Here is a 19,898-nt window from a genome sequence, read left to right on the forward strand (position 1 = left end):
CGAGGAAAAGGCCTATGAATCTTATATTAAACCCTGATTTTGAGAGGTAGATAACTTTTTGGAGTCATTAACTTAATTAAAGTCCCTATAGCTAATATGGTTAATCGTCCGTTAAGGATGTCTTGTTATTGCATATAGTTAAAAGCAGGGAGTGCGAAAAATGACATTGAAACGATATTTTTGGGTTGTGTTTTCACTCCTAACTTTGGCTTTTCCCGTGGCATCTGTTCACGCTGGTAACCCAGGTAAAAGTGCGATGGAGTGCATTAAGGTGTTAACCAATGCGCAAAGTATGGATAACTTAGTATTTGAAAATCATTGTAATCATGAAGTTTTTGTCGTCTGGTGTGGTGAATTAAAATACAGTAAAAAAAAATGCGGGGAGGGAAGCAAAAACTCATTCTACACCCACTCAGTAAATATCGAAGCCAATAAGCAAGCATCTACAACAATAAAGAGCCAAGGTTCATTTCGTTATGCCGCTTGCATTGGTGGGATTGGCTTTGGCTCGAAGGGGATAGATCATCCGGCAACGGCTGGTGGCCATTTCACTTGTACCGCTACTGGTCAGGGGAAAAATATGGTTGTTGAGCAAACAAAAAATCAAGCTCAAGCCCTCTCCTTACTAGGCTCTTGGCTAGTTTATGTCGGAGAGCAGAAGACAACATTAACGCTGTCTGAAGGCGGCAGGGGGTCATATTATTCTTTCGATAATCAATCCAGTTACCCAGCACGTTGGACGCATAATGATGGTAAGGTTAATATGCGTGTTTATGGCACCGATACCCATTACTCGAATGATGAGCCAGCAATTATTTTAGACATGACGATCCGGGGCAATAACATTTCTGGTATCCAACGTTCAGCTATTCCCGGTTATCGAGATTTTAAAGTTGAAGGAAGAAAGACGGTGCAATGAAGCGGGGGAGTTTTCATCGCAGCAAATTACAGGGGGAAGCGACATCCTGTTGTTAATTTGTGTTAGCTAAAAAACGCGATTCCCCTTTAATGACAACCTTGTTGGCTTTGACTAATTATAAATTTCTGGACGGCGGTGTTTCAGGTTGGTCACCGAGCCTTCGGTGTTTAATAGTTTGAGTTTAGTTAGATCGACATCGGCAAAGATGATCATTTCGGTGTTAGCGTTGGCTTCGGTAAGGGTGGCATCGTGTGGGAAATAAATATCCGATGGCGAAAACACCGCTGATTGGGCGTACTGTATATCGACGTTATCTACCTTAGGCAGGTTGCCGACACTGCCACCTATGGCCACATAACATTCGTTTTCAATGGCGCGTGCCTGTGAGCAAATTCGCACCCGTTGATAGCCATTTTTGGTGTCGGTCCAAAATGGCACAAAGATGATCTGTACGCCTTGATCCGCCAGCATTCTGCCCAGCTCAGGGAACTCACTGTCGTAACAGATTAAGATCCCCACTTTTCCCGCATCGGTTTCAAAGGCTTGTACCTTATTTCCTCCATCAATAACCCAGTCTTTTTCTTCATGAGGGGTAATATGAATTTTCTGCTGCTGATCAATTTGACCATCGCGGTGCAGTAAATATGACACGTTATAAAGCTTTTCGTCCTCGATCACTGGCACGCTGCCGGCAATGATATTGATGTTGTAGGTCACCGCCATTTGCGAAAAACGACGTTTAATTTCGTCACTAAAGCTTGCCAGAAAACGGATCGCTTCTACCGAGTTTTGATCTTGCTGAAGACCCATCAAGGGCGCATTAAAGAATTCTGGAAAAAGCGCAAAATCGGCTTTGTAGTTAGATAGCGAGGACACAAAAAACTCCGCTTGATCCATCAGATCATCGAGATCTTCCATGGTGCGCATTTGCCATTGGATCACGCCGATGCGAACCAGCGTTTTCTCAATATCGTGAACCGAGTATATGTCTTCTTCATAGTAGAAGTTATCCCATTCGAGCAAGGTTCCATAACCTTTGGAGGCATCATCTTCGGGTAGGTAATTGCGCATCAAACGTTTTACACTAAAGCCATTGGCTAATTGAAACGACAAAATAGGATCATGTATTTTGCGTCGTTTTACTTGGTCTATGTATTCCGGCACGCTTAATTGGTCGGCATGTTTATGGTAATTGGGGATCCGTCCGCCGGTTAAAATGGCCTTAAAGTTATGTTTGCGACAGAGCTCTTTACGGGCGTCATACAATCGTCGCCCTAAGCGTAATCCCCGGTAATCGGGGTGAACAAATACATCTAAGCCATACATGGCGTCGCCGCTGGGGTTATTTTGTATCACGTCATTCTGGTTAACTATGTCATGGTAGGTGTGGGGCAAGGAGTAGTGGTTATAACTGACTTTAATGGTGAGGGCGGCACCGACAATTTTGTCGCCATCAACGATACATATTTGGCCATCGGGAAATTGAGTGATCAGATCCATAATGGTAGTTTTAGGCCAAGCGCCTCCGACATCAGGAAAGACTAACTCCATTAATTCAGCAAGTTGGGCGTAGTCAGTGGCTTCGATGGTGCGCAGGGAGAGCTTGGTAGCATGATGATCCATTATTGATAATCCTTGGTTTTATTGCTGCAATCTTAGTCAGTATAACAAACGACCTCCATCATGTTCAGAGGCCTATCTTGTATAAAGATAATGCCTAAAGATGAACAAATCTCACGCTGAATATTAGAAATTTTCATGTTAAATCAAAGTGGTTGACATTAATTCATAATTCATTAAATTAAGCCATTCAGACGGCTAAACGTCCATTTATGGTTGTCTTTTTATTGGCAAAGAGGAAAAGAACATGGGAAGTCAAACGGCACGCAATATTGAAATTTTGAACCAAAACATCGCGGATCTAAAAGGCGATCTGAATGTGTCATTTGAATTTTTTCCGCCGACCTCAGAGCAGATGGAAGACACCTTGTGGCAGTCCATTGATCGTTTACGCACCCTTAAACCCAAATTTGTGTCGGTAACTTATGGCGCCAATTCGGGTACCCGTGATCGCACCCACAGTGTGATTAAGGAAATAAAAGATCGCACTGGGCTGGTGGCGGCACCGCATTTAACTTGTATTGATGCCAGCAAAGAAGAATTAAAACAAATTGCGTTAGATTACTGGAACAGCGGCATTAAAAATATTGTGGCGCTGCGCGGCGATATTCCAGAAGGTAGCGATAAACCGCATATGTACGCCGCTGATTTAGTGCGTTTGCTGAAAGAGCAAGCCGACTTTGATATCTCGGTCGCGGCCTACCCAGAAGTACATCCAGAAGCGAAAAACGCACAAGCGGATTTGTTAGCATTTAAAGATAAAATGGACGCTGGAGCCGATCGCGCCATTACCCAATTCTTTTTTGACGTGGAAAGCTACTTACGCTTTCGCGATCGCTGTGCATCGATTGGTATCACTCAGGAAATTGTGCCGGGGATCTTGCCGGTTTCTAACTACAAAACCTTAGTGAAGTTTTCCAAATTATGTAATGTAAAAGTGCCGGGCTGGATGCACAAATTGTATGAAGGCACAGATAACGACCCGACCACCCGCAACTTAATTGGGGCGAGTATCGCCATGGATATGGTTAAGGTGTTGGCACAAGAAGGCGTGAAAGACTTTCACTTTTATACCTTAAACCGCAGTGAGCTCAGCTACGCGATTTGTCATGCGCTGGGTTTACGCCCATAGTTGCACAGCTGAGCCTCATTTCGGTTAAATTATAATTATGGGGCGATCTTCTCCCAACCCGCTACAGCCGGATTATAAAATCCGGCTTGTTGATATGCTTTCTCGAACTCGCCTTGTAAATGAAGCTGCTTAACGCCTTTTTGTAATATCAGGTAAAGCTTATCGGCGTGTTTGCTTTGACGGCTGACCACAAAATGGCGGCTGCCGCGTAAGCCTAGCTTTATCCCTTTAATGGGAACAAAAACATCTCCCGAATTGGTAAAGCTGAGATCGGGAGTGACCTGAAACGGCGCTAGAAAAAAGTCAGCTCGCTGCAAGCGTATCATATCGAGCATAGATGACCATTTGGCGACGTTGTATAAATGCTTTAAATTAAGTGCGCTTAAGGTTTGCCAATCACTGTGCCAATGCTTGTTGGATACGGCTGTAAGATTTTGAATTTGTTCTCTTGTTCGAACTTTTTGTAGCTCAGGCCGTGATGCTAGCACATACAAGCCAGCCTCAAACTGACCATCTCGGATCACCGCGTCACTAATATAATAATCACCAATTTGCTGCTCTAAATTACTAAGCCAAGCGCTGTTGGCCAGCATATCCACGTCACCGGCTTGGAGTTGTTTGAGTAATCGGCCGTAGTTAGGACCTGTTTTAAAGGTTACGTTACCAACCATGCCTCCGAGGTGTAATGCTTTTTGCAGCAAAACTAGTTCGACAACGCCACGGTTGGCATATTGTCCACGATAATCTTCAATCATCAGTGGATCGCGCCCTGCTAAAAATAACTGATAGCGTTCAAAAATGCTTGGCTCAACGCCTAAGGTAACTTGCAAGGCGGCGCTATTGGCGGGTATGGCGAAACCGATCGTGAGCCAAATAATTCCGCAGCGGAGCAGAACTAAAAAGTGAGTCAGCAGGTGTGCCATAGCAATGTATTTTGGTGAACCGTGTTTTGAGCATAGCGTAAAAGTAGGTAATTTCGAAAGGCTACAAATGTGAGTTTTTGAGTGAGCGCACGCCATGCTATGGTTAATTTCATATTGCAAGCATGGCGTGCTCTAGCTCGGGTTGTAATTAGTCAACCAGGCAATAAATGCGCGTGAGTAGCTCACTAGGCGGGGTATTTTGTGGCGCATTGAGGTATTCCTCAAATGCGGGATGATCTTTGAGGGTCAAATCGCTCTGCGGTAACCATTGGCCAAACAGCCAAGCATAGGGCTGCTCTAATTCGGCATAAGGGCCTTTAAACATCAGCGCGGCAGCGCGACTTGCAGGAATGGTGATCTTGATGATTTTCTCATCGTCAATCACAAGATCTGGATCATCAACGCTAATACACGCAACCGACTCCAACTCATCGGTCGCTACGGTTTTAGGGTCATCATAATAAATGCCGAAACTACGGCTACGATCGGTGAATAAGTTGTGACTACTGGCATACATGCAAATCTTGTCAAAGGCTTGGCCGATTTTCATGTAATCGCCTTGGTGCTTGACACCAATAAGATGAATGCTAGGTATTTCGGTAACTTCTACTGGGTACATAAGCTGACTCTCCTGATCATAAAAAGGTTGAAACTGCATCCACGCTTGTGGTGCAAGTTGCTCTATCGTGGCTGGCGAGGCGCGATGTTGCAGGCGATATGCACTCGGCGGCTGTTGAAACAGCTGGGTAAATGCTCGGCTATAGGCTTCAATACTGGCGTAGTTAAACTGCTTAGCTATGGTTGCAATGGGTTTGTCGGTGCGGATCAAATCCGATGCCGACACAAACAATCGTAACCTGCGAATTGAAGTGTTAATCGTCTCGCCTGTCATTAAACGGTAGATACGATGAAAATGATAAGGCGACATGCAAGCCACATCGGCTAAGGTGTTGACATCTAACGGCGCATCTAGGTTTTGGTAGATATAGTCCACCACTTTGGTTAGACGCTGTTGATAGCCGATTTGGGTTTGTTCCTTCATCACTCGTTCCTACTCATCTGTTGACGGTTCCAGCTTAAATCAGGTGGATTTGATAATGTTTGCTTAGTTTAGTCGCTGCAGGCTACCATCAATATCGTTTTGTTGCGGAAAAGGAAATAACACAGGTGTTACAAGAAATAGAGCGTAAGTTTTTGCTGGTGGGTGAGTTTAAACAAGATGCCCATAGTTCGCAGCGCATTACCCAAGGTTATTTAAACTCGGCGCCAGAGCGTTGTGTCAGGGTGCGTATAAAAGGCGAGCAAGGCTTTTTAACCATTAAGGGCATCAGTGATGAAGCCGGTCTAAGTCGATTTGAATGGGAGCGTGAAATTCCCCTCAGTGAAGCGCAAGCCTTATTAGTCTTATGTGAGCCTGGCGTTATCGACAAAACCCGCTATCTGGTCAACGCGGGCCAGCACACCTTTGAGGTAGATGAATTTTATGGTGAAAACGCAGGGCTGGTGGTGGCTGAAATAGAGCTCAACCACGCAGATGAACCATTCACTAAACCTAGCTGGTTAGGTCAAGAGGTCACGGGCGACAAGCGCTATTACAACTCTCAGCTAATGCAGCATCCTTATCGTAACTGGGCTACATAACTATCGTGAGTATCAGGATGTTTGCTTAACGAATATCTTGTTGTGACACTGCGTGCATAAACTATACAAGTCAATAAAATATAAAAACAAAGTCTTGACACATTATGTCTCGATTGTATTCTGTAACGACTTTATCGTTTTGAAGTAACAGTTAAGAAAAGGGATATCATGAAAAAGTTAGTATTAGCAAGTGCGGTTTCTACCATTTTATTAGCAGGTTGTGGCGGCGGTGGTGGCGGCGGTAATGAGCTATCTACCGCTATAGAAACCCCTGTTGATGCACCGCAATGTGCAACTGGGTTTGTATGTAACAAATTAGCCGTACCGACTAATTACCTTAATGATGATGGCAGTAAAGTTGAAGTGTTCTACGCCATGCATAAAGCCACCGATGCCGCTAACCGTATCGGTACGTTATTTTTTAACTTCGGAGGCCCTGGCGCAGAGGCTCAAGCTTCGTTGGTTTGGATGGTCAATTCTGGTCAGCTTGATCCTCAATTGGTTGAGCGTTTTGATTTAGTGGCGCTTGATCCACGAGGTTCGGGGCAAAGTGCCTATGCTAAAGAGCTGACCCAATGTGCGGTGCAGTTATCAAGTAACTTTAACGCATGTAATGAGTTTTATGCTAACGATGCCGTTAATATCAGTAGCAATACCTTAGTCAAAGATATGGATGCCCTTCGCGCTCATTTAGGCGAAGAGCAAATTAGCTTCATTGGCTATTCTTATGGCACGCGCGTTGGCAGTGTCTATGCTGATACCTACCCTGAGCGCGTCAGAGCCTTGGTGTTGGATGCGCCGATGTCGCCCGCATTAGATAATAATACTGAGTTATTTATAGATAGAGCCGCAGGGTATGAGTTAGTTGCGCGTTTTCGTCTTAACAGTCCTGCGCGCTATGACACCTTAAAAGCTGCTTCATCATACCTTTACGATGCTGGCGTATATCAGCTTAATGATGGTGAGCTAACATTAGACACAGCCCGCTCGGCTCTATTTGGTTTGAGTGAGGTGGGTTTTTATGGCTATTGGGAACACCAAAAAGCGGGTGTTTTTGAATTATTAGATAACGGCAATACCCAGTTACTCAATCGCTTAGTAGCCAGCACCCCTTGGTATCAGTCTCAGAATCCAACCGATGACGCGCGCAGTAACGCGATGTTTGCAGCTGTTCTGTGTAGTGATGAAGTGATGCCTTTGAGCGCTAATGAGATAAGCGCAATGCAAGATGACTTTAGTGCTAACGCACCTGTTTATGGCCGCTATACCTTCGATGGCGTTGCATATATGTGTGCAGATTGGCCTGGTGCACATGATGCAGTTACCCCGTTAGCCGATATAGAGGCTAAGTTACAAACGCCAGTGTTGATCATTGGTGGTCAATATGACACTCGCACCCCTTACGTTTGGGCCGAGGAAATGGCGCAAAGCTTTGCTAGCTTAACTCGCTTCATTCGTGTTGAGAATGTGGTGGAGCATAGTTTTAGTTATCGTGGCAGCGCCTGTATCGATGATGCAACTACAGCGTATTTATTAGATCCACAAGTGGCACAAGACAATCTAGTGTGTGACGGTGGTTTAATGAAACGCAGCCAAGGTGGCGGCTTTAAACCACACCCAGTTCAGCATAATAAATACCTCTAGTTATATAACTATCTGACTGAATTACGCCCTAGCAAACTAGGGCGTAATTAATGGTAGTTTGAGTCGTTGCTCTAGATTGAGTTGACGAAAGTGTTCACCCCAATACTCATCAATAATTTGATCGAGTAAACCCGACGCTTTAGCTTCTTGTAATGCGGTTTCTAAAATGGGTTTTAGGTGAGCGGTTTGTTTATTTAGGTAAAATACAAAATCGCGTTGGTAAATAAACAATAAATGCGGCTCAATGGCGAGGTATGGATATTGTCTTTGTTCGGCGATGATTTCGTTAACCCCTCGCGAAAAGTAATTGATGCCTCCTGAGGTTGATAGCATGCTATATAGCGCTCGCCATTCTCCATCTCTTACCACATAAGGAAGGTCGTTGGCTTGCCACACCTGAATGTCGAACCAGTTGGCGCCAAATCCACCAATAGTGCCAAGGGCTTTAAAATCAGCTAGGTTTTTTACATTACTATACCTACGCCTATCCTGTTTAGGGACGAGCAAAATGCGCTTGCCAATCAGGCCATTGGTTAGGCCTACATTGACTTTAGTGAACTGTTTATCTCGCTCGGGGGTTTCTATCATCCAAAACATCGACAACATTTCACTTTCTAATAGTCGAACTGAGCGTTTCTGAGGGACATGGCTGTAAGGCGTGATGACGGTGACTTCGATTCCTTGTGCGGCTAAGGAGCGCACTAGCACTTCATGGTAGTACTCATGGCTATCGTCTTTACTTGCTGGAAGCACCAGCTCTAGCGCTTCACCTGCAAGTAATACAGGGCTAAACAGCCATATTATCAAGAAACGGTAATCCATCATCTTTACTCCCCCTTAGTTACAACATTAGGCTATTTTTGTGCTGGATCGGGTGGAGAAAAGCAGAGATGAGAAAAATTTGTTATGAGGGCAAACTATCGTCTTTAACGCAGTCATTAGCGCAGGCATAAAAAAAGCGGACCATGAGATCCGCTTTGTTAAAGGTGAATAATCACTTAGCCTGTATTACGTAGGCCTGCCGCAATACCGGCAATGGTCACCATTAGGGCTTGGTCAATATCAGGACAAATTTCCTCGCCATTAGCGCGTGAACGGCTTAATAGTTCTGCTTGTAATAGGTTAAGCGGGTCGATATACGGGTTACGTAAGTTAATCGACTCTTTGATCCAAGGCTGATCTTCCATCAGTTTGTGCTTCGGAATCGTTTGCAGCACGTAGTCGCGAGTTTGTTTGAGCTTGTCACGCAATGATTTACCTAAGCCGCGTAGTTCTTCGGGTACCAGTTTAGATTCGTAGAACTCAGCGAGTTGCTCATCGGCTTTCATAAATACCATCTCGAACATTTCTAAGCGAGTATGGAAGAAAGGCCAGCTTTGGTACATTTCGGTAAGCAGCTCTTGCTTGCCTTGCTCTAAGGCACGGCCCATGGCATCGCCTGCCCCCAACCAAGCTGGGAGCATAAAGCGGTTTTGTGACCAAGCGAAGATCCAAGGAATAGCGCGCAAGCTTTCAACGCCACCGTTTGGTTTACGCTTAGCTGGGCGACTGCCTAATGGCAATTTACCTAGTTCTAATTCTGGCGTGACGCTACGGAAGTAAGGCACAAAATCAGGCTCGTCTTTCACCATGCCGCGGTATTCGGTGCAAGAGTCGTCCGATAGTTGATCCATCATGTCGCGCCATTCTTGTTTTGGCGCTGGTGGTGGTAGCAAGTTAGCTTCAAGGATCGCGGCCGTGTATAGGTTTAACGACTGCTGCGCTATGCTTGATAAACCAAATTTAAAGCGGATCATTTCGCCTTGCTCGGTTACGCGCAGGCCACCTTTCAGTGAGCCCGGTGGTTGCGATAGTAATGCTGCATGCGCAGGTGCACCACCGCGACCTATGGTACCGCCACGGCCGTGGAATAAAGTAAGGCGTACGTTGTTTGCTTCACACAAGGCGACCAAAGCTTCTTGCGCGCGGTATTGCGCCCAGTTGGCAGCCAATACACCGGCATCTTTTGCAGAATCTGAGTAGCCAATCATCACGTGTTGTTGGCCGTTAATGTAACCTCGGTACCAATCAACCGCAAACAGGCGCTTGATAACATCTTCTGCGTTGTTTAAGTCATCTAAGGTTTCAAACAAGGGTGCAACGGGAATGCGGAAAGTACAGCCACATTCTTTTAGTAGCAATTGTACAGCTAAAACATCCGATGCTTGGCGCGCCATCGAGATAATGTAGATGCCCAAAGCTTGTGGATCGGTTTTAGCGACCACACGACAAGTATCGAGTACTTCTTGGTTATCAGGTTGAGGTTGCCAATCTTGTGGGATCAATGGGCGCTTACTGTTTAGCTCTTGTAATAAGAAGTTTTGTTTTTCTTCTTCATTCCAGCTGGCGTAATCCCCTATGCCTAGGTAACGAGTTAGCTCGGCGATCACATCACCGTGACGCTCACCGTCTTGGCGGATATCCAGTTTAACCAAGTTGATGCCAAAACAAGCGACTCGGCGAAGTACATCGAGTAGTAAACCATCGGCAATAATGCCCATGCCGCAGTCATGTAATGATTCATAACATAGGGTTAGCGGTAGAGTCAGTTGTTCGGTGCGGTTAATCAAATCGCGCGATTCGGTGTACTCACCTTGTAACGTTGCCGACAGGTAATTCAGGGTTTCTTTTAACGCTGCGCGTAAGTCTTTTAATATCTTACGATAAGGTTCGTGAGCGTCTTCGCCTGCGGCTTCACGCAGTGCTTCGTTACAGTCCATCATAGATAGCTCGCTGGCTAATTGCTTGATGTCTTGCAAGAACAGATTTACGGCGACCCAGCGACTTGAAAGTAATACTTCTTCTGTCACCTTACTGGTCACAAATGGGTTACCGTCACGGTCACCGCCCATCCAAGAAGTAAAGGTGACGGGAGCTGCGTCTATCGGTAGGGCAAAGCCAAAGCTTTTTTGCACACGTTCATCTAGATTACGAATGTATTCAGGTACGGCATGCCATAAGCTATTTTCAACGACGGCAAAGCCCCATTTCGCTTCATCGACCGGTGTTGGACGCTGTTTACGAATTTCGTCGGTGTGCCAAGCTTGGTTGATTAGCTCTTCTAAACGATACAGTAATTTTTCTTTTTCACGTTCAGAAATGTCACTTAACTCTAATGCGGCTAGACAGTTGTTGATTGCCACGTGTTTGTGGATCAAGGTGCGACGGGTGATTTCCGTTGGATGCGCCGTCAGCACCAAATCCATTTTCATTTCTTCAATGGCATTTTTAATCGACTCAGGCGTCGCATCTGAGCCTTTCAGTTTGCTAAACAGCTCATCTAACGGATCGGGTGCGCAAACTTGGGCTTCACAATGGCGTGAAGTGGTATGAAACTGTTCGGCGATATTCGCTAGGTTTAAAAAGTGGGTAAATGCACGTGCAACAGGTAGCAACTCATCATCTGACAAGCCCGCTAGCATGGCAACAAGTAAATCTCCATCTGCTTGATTGCCTGAGCGTGCAGATTTAGATAACTGACGAATGGTTTCGATCTTTTCTAGAAATTCTTCGCCGAGGTGATTGGAGATAGTTTGTCCTAACAGCTGCCCTAGCAAGCCTACATTACTGCGTAGTGCTGCATACTTGTCGTTCATCGCGTGTTGTCCTTACAGTTGTTGTGTTTTTACAACTTTTTTATTGCGCTAAAGGAATGATCAATCTAGGCAATAAAAACCTATTTTATTATTTGATAACACTAAACTTAGCGTTAACTTACCCCTAATCTATCCGCAAAATGGGCGCTGGGTCAAATAAACTAAGCGTGAATAAGTACAAAAAATTACCCATTCTAAGCGCGAGGTTTTGTGTAATTTTCTTACATTTTTTCTCTTTTGTACTTGTAAACCAGCGTTTTATTGTCTCTCTTGGCGTCGTCATTTATTGGCCTTGCTGTTTAAAGTGGCTAGTTAGAGGTTCAAAACTAGCCACTGCAGGATCTAAATGAACTTAACACTTATGCCCAATCAACATGCATCTTCAAGTTGATTGGGGTATATACGTTTAAGTTGACCTATTTGGTTGCTACTGGGGTTAGACAAAAACGCTTAATTAATGAGCTTAGTAGATCGCTGGTTGGTTTAACAAAGGATAAATCTAAGTACTCATCAGGTTGATGCGCCTGACCTATATGGCCCGGTCCCATCACAATAGTGTCGCAGCCCAATTGTTGGATAAAGGGGGCTTCGGTGCAGTAGTTCACCGCTTCGGCTTTATTGCCGCTTAACTGCTCAGCGGTTTGGATTAATGCTGAGGTTTCACTACATGAGTAGGCAGGAATAGGTTCATGAAGATGGAAAATATCTACCGCACCGGGGTAAGCTCGGTCGATTTCCGCTAAGGCTGCTTTCAATGTCATAAATAATTCGTCGGTGCTTACGCCAGGAATGGGGCGCATGTCGATGTGTAGCTCACAACAGCCGCAAATTCGGTTGGGGCTGTCGCCGCCGTGAATATGGCCAAAGTTCAACGTGGGTGAGGGGACCTCAAAGTTCGGATTATTGTATTTCTCTTTAAATACTTGCTGCACCTTAAGTAACTCGGCCAATACCTTGTGCATGACTTCAATGGCGTTTAAACCTTTACTTGGATCTGAACTGTGACCGCTGCGCCCGGTAATGCGAATCGCCTCAGACATATGACCTTTATGCATAAACACGGGCACTAAGCCCGTTGGCTCGCCAATCACGGCGTAATCCGGCTTAATATGTTGGCGACTGGCAATGTCTCTGGCACCTGCCATGGTGGTCTCTTCATCGGCGGTGGCCAAGATACGTAGCGGCTTGTCTATCTTAGTGAGATCGAGTTCTTTTACCGCCTCAAGTATAAAAGCAAAAAAACCTTTCATATCTATGGTGCCAAGGCCATAAAGCCGATTGCCGTCTTCGGTCAGCTTGAACGGATCTTTGCTCCAGCGACCATCATCAAATGGCACCGTATCGGTATGCCCCGCTAATAGCAGGCCTCCTTCACCTTGGCCTAAGGTGGCAACCATGTTGTATTTGCCCGTTAAGCCGGGGATTTCGCTTACTTCAACGCTAAAACCCGCTGTTTCGAACCAGCTCGCAAGTTTGGTTATTACCTGTTGATTGCTTTGATCCCAGGCTGAGTCGGTTGAACTAATAGAAGGTGTGGCGATCAGTTCACGGTAAGTTTCAATAAATCCAGGTAATGACATAGAGCCTCAAAAATAAAATTAAATATTAATGCAGAAATATTGCATAAAAAACTAGATTCAGCTAGCATTTCAGCTTGGTTTAACATAACAAATTATGCCCGATTATGAAGACTATTTTTTCCCACAGTTCGCGACGACGCTCCCTCCTTTAATAAAGGCGCTTTTGGGCGTGCTTTTTGTTACTCTTAACCGCAATTAACTAGCTAAAATCAAACGGAAATTCGACATGTTAAAAACAATTATTGTGGGGGCCAGTGGTTATACTGGTGCTGAATTAGCTCTGTTTATTGAGCGCCATCCTGAGTTGGAATTGGCAGGTCTGTATGTTTCAGAAAACAGCTTAGACCAAGGCAAGTCGATTGCTGATCTGTACGGTAAGTTATTGGGAGTAGTTGACTTGCCACTACAACCGCTCGGTGTGGCGGATATCCCGAGTGTTTGTCAGGATGTTGATATTGTCGTGCTAGCGACTGCTCATGAAGTGAGTCATGACTTAGCGCCGCATTTTTTGGCTGCCAATACCACCGTTTTCGATTTATCAGGCGCATTTCGTGTCAATGATTTAGCCTTCTATGAAAAATTCTATGGTTTCACCCATCAGTACCCTGAACTACTAGATAAAGCGGTATATGGTTTGGCTGAGTGGAACGGCGATGCAGTAAAAGCAACGGACTTGATTGCGGTGCCGGGCTGTTATACCACCACTGCACTACTGGCTCTTAAACCATTGCAAGAAGCAGGCTTAATTCGTGAAGATGTTAAGCCGACGATTAATGCTACCAGCGGAGTGAGTGGCGCAGGGCGCAAGGCATCGACGACTTCGAGCTTCTGTGAAGTTAGCTTGCATCCCTATGGTGTGTTTACCCATAGACATAAGCCAGAGATTGATACCCACTTAGGCACGCCTGTGGTGTTTACTCCGCATTTAGGCAGTTATAAACGTGGCATTTTGGCTTCAATCAATGTGGTGTTAAAACAAGGCGTGACGCCTGAGCAAGTAAGTGCGGTATTTGAACAAGCCTATCAAGACCAACCTATTGTTCGTTTATTAAAAGGCACTTATCCAGCGGTTAAGAATGTTGAAGGTACCCCATTTTGTGATATCGCTTGGGCACAAGATGGCCAAGATTTAATTGTATTTAGTGCCACCGACAACTTATTAAAAGGTGCATCATCGCAAGCGATGCAATGTATCAATTTGAAGTTTGGCTTCCCGATGACAACGTCATTGCTGTAAACCAAGCATTTTAGATTATGTGAAGCATGACGGCTCAGTGATGCATAAAAATACATACAATATTAAGTTTTTGTTGGCCATTGGCGAAAGGAAGTAAATCGAACATGAACAAACCGCTGTTAATTAAACTCGGTGGTGCGGTATTAGAAAATGACACGGCATTAGCCAATTTGTTTACCGCTCTGACGCAATATTTAGCCACTAATCAGCGTCCCTTGATCTTAGTTCACGGTGGCGGTGTGGTGGTTGAAGATGTGCTAAGCAAAATGGGCATCAAAAGCGAGAAGAAAAATGGCTTGCGTATTACCCCATTTGATCAAATACCTTACGTTGCGGGTGCGTTAGCGGGGACTTCAAACAAGTTGTTGATGGCCAAGGCGCTGCAAGCGGGTTTAAGTGCGGTAGGTTTGTCGCTGGCCGATGGCTTTAGCACTAAGGTAAGCCAGCTAGACCCAGAATTAGGTGCGGTAGGTACCTGTACCCCTAACGATGCCACTTTAATCAATACCTTATTAGCAGCAAATCAGTTACCTGTTATCTCTTCTATCGGCATCGGTGATGATGGCCGTTTGTACAATGTAAATGCCGACCAAGCCGCCATTGTGATCTGTGAGTTAGTGGGCGCTGAATTGGTGTTTTTGTCTGATGTTGATGGGGTGTTAGACGGTAATAAGCAGCTGATCCCAGAACTTAATACCGAGTTAGCTAACGAGCTAATTGGCTCTGGCGTCATTCGTGATGGTATGACAGTGAAGGTGCAAGCCGCATTAGATGCTGCCGATAGCTTAGGCCATGTGATGTTAGCCAGCTGGAAACAGCCCGAAAATTTAGTGGCCTTATTAAAAGGTGAGAATAAAGGGACGAAAGTCCTTAAATAATTTTTTGTTTGAACAATAAATCAAACAACTTTTGCTGGTGGCGCGTTAACCAGCCATCAAGGAGTTAACCATGGAACATTTATTAACGGGTAAAGAAACCAGTAAACAGGATATTCTAGACCTGATTAACCTAGGTAAAGATTTAAAGGCGAACCCGAAAAAATATGCCGATTCCCTAAAGGGTAAAAGCATAGTTACGATTTTTGAAAAGCAATCGCTGCGCACCCGAGTGACCTTTGATATTGGTATTAATAAGTTAGGCGGTCATGCGGTTTACCTTGACTCGCAAAATGGTGCTATCGGTGAGCGTGAAACGGTAAAAGACTTTGCTTCTAATTTAACCCGTTGGGCGGATTGTATTGTGGCGCGCGTGATGTCACACAGCACCATTGAAGAGTTAGCGAAATATTCCAATGTGCCCGTGATTAACTCTTTGTGTGACTTGTACCATCCGTGTCAGGCATTAGCTGACTTTATGACTATTGCCGAGCATTACGATGACCTATCTAAGGTGAAATTGGCTTATGTGGGTGATGGTAACAATGTGACCCATTCATTATTCATTGTGGGGGCGATTGTTGGCGCTGAAGTAACGGCGGTTTGTCCACTTGGCTCAAGCCCTGATGCGCAGATTTTAAAGCAAGCCGAAGAATTAGCAGCCCTAAGCGGTGCGAATGTTCGCGTGACGCACTCAGTGGATGATATTCAAGGTTACGATATTGTTTATGGTGACACTTGGGTATCGATGGGCGACAACACCCCGCTACAAGCAGTGAAAGATAAATTTATGCCTTATCAAATAAATAGGGCACTGCTGGATAAAACCGGCATTAAACATGTGTTACATTGTCAGCCGGCACATCGTGAGTTGGATATCACATCAGAAGTGATGGACGACGAAAATGTATCACTTATATTCCAACAAGCAGAAAACAGAATGCATATCCAAAATGCCATCATGCTGACATTGATGAAAGGAGAGTTTTAATGAGCAAGATTAAAAAGGTTGTATTGGCTTATTCAGGTGGTTTAGATACGTCGGCAATCATTCCATGGTTAAAAGAAACCTATGATGATTGTGAAATTGTTGCGTTTTGTGCCGACGTAGGTCAAGGCGAAGAAGAGCTGATCGGTCTTGAAGAAAAAGCGTTAGCATCGGGTGCATCTGAGTGTCACATTGTTGACCTTAAAGAAGAGTTTGTTAAAGATTACATCTACCCAACTATCGCGACCGGTGCGGTGTACGAAGGCACTTACCTATTAGGTACGTCAATGGCGCGTCCTATCATCGCTAAAGCGCAAGTTGAAGTGGCGCTAAAAGTAGGTGCTGATGCGGTATGTCACGGTTGTACCGGTAAAGGTAATGACCAAATCCGTTTCGAAAGCTGTTTTGCGGCGCTTGCGCCTGAGCTAAAAGTGATTGCACCTTGGCGTGAGTGGGACATGGTTTCGCGTGAAGATCTATTGGCTTACCTTGCTGAGCGCAATATTAAAACCACCGCTAGCGCGACTAAGATCTACAGCCGCGATGCAAACGCTTGGCACATTTCTCACGAAGGTGGCGAGTTAGAAGACCCATGGAACGAGCCAAGCAAAGGCGTTTGGACCATGACAGTTGATCCACTTGATGCGCCAAACGAGCCAGAATACGTTACGCTAACGGTGAAAAATGCCCGCGTGACGGCGGTAGACGGTGTTGAGTTATCTCCATACCAAGCACTAATGCTACTAAACGAGAAAGCAGCGAAGCACGGTGTTGGCCGCGTTGATATCACTGAAAACCGTACCGTAGGTATGAAGTCTCGTGGCTGTTACGAAACCCCAGGTGGTACCGTGATGGTGGCCGCGCTACGTGGTATTGATGAACTAGTTCATGACAAGCCTTCGCGTCGCTGGCGTGATCACGTGGGCCAAGAATTTGCTCACCTAGTTTACGATGGTCGTTGGTTTACGCCGCTATGTGGCTCTTTATTAGCAGCTTCTGAAGCCCTAGCAAAAGATGCAAACGGTGAAGTGGTTGTGCGCTTGTACAAAGGCCAAGCAACTGCGGTACAGAAGAAATCTGAGAACAGCCTATACTCAGAAGACTTTGCTACCTTTGGTGAAGATGACGTTTACGACCAAAAACATGCAGAAGGCTTTATCCGTCTGTACTCACTAGCGAGTCGTATTCGTTCACTTAACGCAAAAAACAAGTAATTAGCTGTTTATTGCAATAGATAAAATAGCTGCCAACGTGCAGCTATTTTGTCGTTTAAAAGACACCTTGGTCACTTACTCTGATAAAAAAGACCAATTGAAAATCGATTTTCAGGAGAGAAAAGCTCATGGCACTTTGGGGCGGGCGTTTTAGCCAAGCAGCAGACGCGAAATTTAAGTTGTTTAATGATTCTTTGCGGTTTGACTATCGTCTCGCGAAGCAAGATATAGTGGGCTCGATTGCATGGTCAAAATCGCTACTAGAAGTGAATGTGTTGACCGCAGATGAGCAACAGCGTTTGGAAGTGGCGCTGAATGAACTTAAAGCCTCTGTGATAGAAAATCCAGAACAAATTTTAGAGTCAGATGCCGAAGATATTCACTCTTGGGTAGAAGGCCAGCTGATTCAAAAAGTCGGTGATTTAGGTAAGAAATTACACACTGGCCGCAGCCGTAATGACCAAGTGGCTACCGACTTAAAACTATGGTGTAAAGAGCGAGCGCAAGAGCTGATTGTGTTGCTTGATCGCCTACAGCAAAAATTGGTGGAGCTAGCACGCGTGCATCAGCATGTGGTATTGCCGGGTTACACTCATTTACAACGCGCTCAACCAGTGACGTTTTCACACTGGTGTTTAGCTTATGTCGAAATGTTTGAGCGTGATTATGGCCGAATGAAAGATTGCGTTAAACGCCTAGATACCAGCCCATTAGGCAGCGGCGCATTAGCGGGTACAGCTTATCCGATGGATCGCACCGTATTGGCGCATAACTTAGGCTTTCGCCGCGCCACGCGTAACAGTTTAGACAGCGTGTCGGATCGTGATCACGTAGTAGAGCTTATGAGCACGGCGTCTTTATCTATGCTGCACCTATCGCGTATGGCGGAAGATTTAATTTTCTATAACTCGGGTGAGTCTGGCTTTATTGAAATGTCTGATCAAGTCACCTCGGGCTCATCGCTAATGCCACAAAAGAAAAACCCCGATGCCATGGAGTTGATCCGAGGTAAAGCGGGCCGTGTTTATGGCTCACTAGCGGGCATGATGATGACCTTAAAAGCCTTGCCTTTGGCTTACAACAAAGACATGCAAGAAGATAAAGAAGGCCTGTTTGATGCCCTAGATACTTGGGGTGACTGTCTTGAAATGGCCGAGATGGCGCTAACAGATCTTAAGGTAAATGAAGAGCGCACCAAAGAAGCGGCGCAAGGCGGCTACGCCAATGCGACCGAGTTGGCCGATTACTTAGTGGCTAAGGGTATTCCGTTTCGTGAAGCGCACCATATTGTCGGTGCAGCCGTGGTCGGGGCTATTGCCAAAGGTGTACCACTGGAAGATCTAAGCGTAGAAGAGTTTAAGGTTTTCTCTCCTGTGATTGAAGCCGATGTTTATCCTGTGCTGACCTTAGAAGCCACCTTAGCCGCGCGTCAAGCGCAAGGTGGTGTGGCGCCAGAGCAAATCGAATTTGCCCTTAGCGCCGCAGAAAAACGCTTGAACAAGCGTGATACGTCAGGGGTTTATGCTCGTGCTGCGCGTTTAACGGATCTTGATGATATCGAACGCCTTGTTAATTACTGGGCCAATGCCGGTGAAAATTTACCACGCTCGCGCTCTGAACTGGTGTCGGCGGTAGGTGAATTTGCGGTGACCGAAGTAAACGGTAAGGTTACGGGCTGTGCTTCGCTTTATGTTTACGACACCGGTCTTGCCGAAGTGCGTTCACTGGGTGTAGATCCTGAGGTCGCTGAGCAAGGTCAAGATATTGCATTGGTGGAATTCTTAATCAAGAAAGCACAAAAGATGGCTATCCAGCGTCTATTTGTCCTGACTCGTGCATCTGAATTCTTTATGCAACTTGGCTTTAGCCCAACCAGCAAGGCGATGCTGCCAGAGAAAGTGCTTAAGGACTGCGACGATTGCTTCCGTCAACATTCGTGTGATGAAGTGGCATTAGAGCTGATTTTTAATACGCGTATTAAGAAGTAACTGTTTGCTATCTCACTAATAAAAGGAGCTTCGGCTCCTTTTATTTTTTGCAAAGTTGATTTTTGATTTTTGGATCAATAATTATGTTGTTTTAATTGATATAGTTCTTGTTGAACTAATCATTTATGAGGAAACGACATGTCTAAGGTCTATGTGATCGCTCAATTTAAGGCCAAGCCGGGTAAAGAGCAGCAATTGTTTGAAGTGTTAAAAGCCTTGGAGCCTGATTCACGCGCCGAACCGGGTTGCTTGCAGTATATTTTGACTCGTCAAATTGACCACCCCAGCGCGACGCGCAGTGATTACAGTATTTTATTCAATGAAGTGTGGGCCGATGCCGCCAGTTGGACGGCTCACGGTGAGCGTCAAGCAATCAAAGATTTCTTTGAGCAGCATGTAGTGGATGCCAATGGCCTTGTGGCTGATGCTCAGGTCACGGCCTATACCGACGAAGGCTTCTGATCGCAGCCAAATAATGAGGGAGCTAAATGCTCCCTTTTGC

Annotated in this window: 16 protein-coding genes; 10 read left to right on the plus strand and 6 right to left on the minus strand. The window is 45.3% G+C overall.

What is annotated here, in order from left to right; genetic code table 11:
- Nucleotides 1-160: 160 nt before the first annotated feature.
- The gene (locus ACK8OT_RS15595) at nt 161-919 is read left to right on the plus strand and encodes a hypothetical protein (RefSeq protein ID WP_410197439.1); all 759 of its coding nucleotides are present in this window, start codon (nt 161-163) and stop codon (nt 917-919) included.
- Between the two features lie 111 nt (nt 920-1,030).
- Here the strand turns inward: ACK8OT_RS15595 and ACK8OT_RS15600 are convergent, their stop codons facing one another.
- Complete coding sequence (locus ACK8OT_RS15600) at nt 1,031-2,542, minus strand: GNAT family N-acetyltransferase (protein ID WP_410197440.1); 1,512 nt, start codon at nt 2,540-2,542, stop codon at nt 1,031-1,033.
- A gap of 244 nt (nt 2,543-2,786) precedes the next feature.
- Between ACK8OT_RS15600 and metF the strand changes: the two genes are divergently transcribed.
- Nucleotides 2,787-3,671 carry a methylenetetrahydrofolate reductase gene (gene metF, locus ACK8OT_RS15605; protein WP_410197441.1) on the plus strand — a complete coding sequence of 295 codons (885 nt, stop codon included), beginning with the start codon at nt 2,787-2,789 and terminating at the stop codon, nt 3,669-3,671.
- A gap of 35 nt (nt 3,672-3,706) precedes the next feature.
- On the opposite strand, the gene ACK8OT_RS15610 is transcribed toward metF, so the two are convergent.
- Together ACK8OT_RS15610 and ACK8OT_RS15615 are read right to left on the minus strand one after the other, a co-directional pair.
- Complete coding sequence (locus ACK8OT_RS15610) at nt 3,707-4,501, minus strand: hypothetical protein (RefSeq protein ID WP_410197442.1); 795 nt, start codon at nt 4,499-4,501, stop codon at nt 3,707-3,709.
- 241 nt (nt 4,502-4,742) lie between these two features.
- Nucleotides 4,743-5,636 (minus strand): AraC family transcriptional regulator, encoded by an 894-nt coding sequence (locus tag ACK8OT_RS15615; protein ID WP_410197443.1) that lies wholly within the window; start codon nt 5,634-5,636, stop codon nt 4,743-4,745.
- A 59-nt stretch (nt 5,637-5,695) separates the two neighbouring features.
- Between ACK8OT_RS15615 and ACK8OT_RS15620 the strand changes: the two genes are divergently transcribed.
- Together ACK8OT_RS15620 and ACK8OT_RS15625 are read left to right on the plus strand one after the other, a co-directional pair.
- Nucleotides 5,696-6,235, plus strand: a complete 540-nt coding sequence (locus ACK8OT_RS15620) for a CYTH domain-containing protein (protein ID WP_410197444.1) — start codon at nt 5,696-5,698, stop codon at nt 6,233-6,235.
- Nucleotides 6,236-6,403: 168 nt separating this feature from the next.
- Nucleotides 6,404-7,879 (plus strand): alpha/beta hydrolase, encoded by a 1,476-nt coding sequence (locus tag ACK8OT_RS15625; RefSeq protein ID WP_410197445.1) that lies wholly within the window; start codon nt 6,404-6,406, stop codon nt 7,877-7,879.
- Nucleotides 7,880-7,915: 36 nt separating this feature from the next.
- Here ACK8OT_RS15625 and ACK8OT_RS15630 read toward each other — a convergent pair whose 3' ends face one another.
- The 3 genes from ACK8OT_RS15630 to argE all read right to left on the minus strand — a co-directional run bounded on the left by ACK8OT_RS15630 (nt 7,916) and on the right by argE (nt 13,094).
- Nucleotides 7,916-8,704 carry a hypothetical protein gene (locus tag ACK8OT_RS15630; protein ID WP_410197446.1) on the minus strand — a complete coding sequence of 263 codons (789 nt, stop codon included), beginning with the start codon at nt 8,702-8,704 and terminating at the stop codon, nt 7,916-7,918.
- 173 nt (nt 8,705-8,877) lie between these two features.
- Nucleotides 8,878-11,514, minus strand: coding sequence for a phosphoenolpyruvate carboxylase (ppc, locus tag ACK8OT_RS15635; protein WP_410197447.1), 2,637 nt, complete (start codon nt 11,512-11,514; stop codon nt 8,878-8,880).
- A 416-nt stretch (nt 11,515-11,930) separates the two neighbouring features.
- Nucleotides 11,931-13,094: an acetylornithine deacetylase gene (gene argE / locus ACK8OT_RS15640; protein ID WP_410197448.1), complete on the minus strand. Its 1,164-nt coding sequence runs from the start codon at nt 13,092-13,094 to the stop codon at nt 11,931-11,933.
- A 226-nt stretch (nt 13,095-13,320) separates the two neighbouring features.
- Between argE and argC the strand changes: the two genes are divergently transcribed.
- From argC to ACK8OT_RS15670, 6 genes are all read left to right on the plus strand, one after another.
- Nucleotides 13,321-14,331, plus strand: coding sequence for an N-acetyl-gamma-glutamyl-phosphate reductase (argC, locus tag ACK8OT_RS15645; protein ID WP_410197449.1), 1,011 nt, complete (start codon nt 13,321-13,323; stop codon nt 14,329-14,331).
- A 104-nt stretch (nt 14,332-14,435) separates the two neighbouring features.
- Complete coding sequence (gene argB, locus ACK8OT_RS15650) at nt 14,436-15,209, plus strand: acetylglutamate kinase (protein ID WP_410197450.1); 774 nt, start codon at nt 14,436-14,438, stop codon at nt 15,207-15,209.
- A gap of 70 nt (nt 15,210-15,279) precedes the next feature.
- Nucleotides 15,280-16,197 carry an ornithine carbamoyltransferase gene (locus ACK8OT_RS15655; RefSeq protein WP_410197451.1) on the plus strand — a complete coding sequence of 306 codons (918 nt, stop codon included), beginning with the start codon at nt 15,280-15,282 and terminating at the stop codon, nt 16,195-16,197.
- Complete coding sequence (locus ACK8OT_RS15660) at nt 16,197-17,408, plus strand: argininosuccinate synthase (protein WP_410197452.1); 1,212 nt, start codon at nt 16,197-16,199, stop codon at nt 17,406-17,408. The genes ACK8OT_RS15655 and ACK8OT_RS15660 overlap by 1 nt, the downstream gene beginning before the upstream one ends.
- A gap of 128 nt (nt 17,409-17,536) precedes the next feature.
- A complete protein-coding gene (argH, locus tag ACK8OT_RS15665) occupies nt 17,537-19,396 on the plus strand; it encodes an argininosuccinate lyase (protein ID WP_410197453.1) in 1,860 nt (619 codons plus the stop codon).
- 138 nt (nt 19,397-19,534) lie between these two features.
- On the plus strand, nt 19,535-19,858 hold the full coding sequence (locus ACK8OT_RS15670; protein WP_410197454.1) for a putative quinol monooxygenase: 324 nt from the start codon (nt 19,535-19,537) through the stop codon (nt 19,856-19,858).
- The last annotated feature ends 40 nt before the right edge of the window (nt 19,859-19,898 follow it).

It is taken from the genome of Motilimonas thetidivivens (assembly GCF_046452435.1).
Taxonomy (GTDB): domain Bacteria; phylum Pseudomonadota; class Gammaproteobacteria; order Enterobacterales; family CBDFNC01; genus Motilimonas.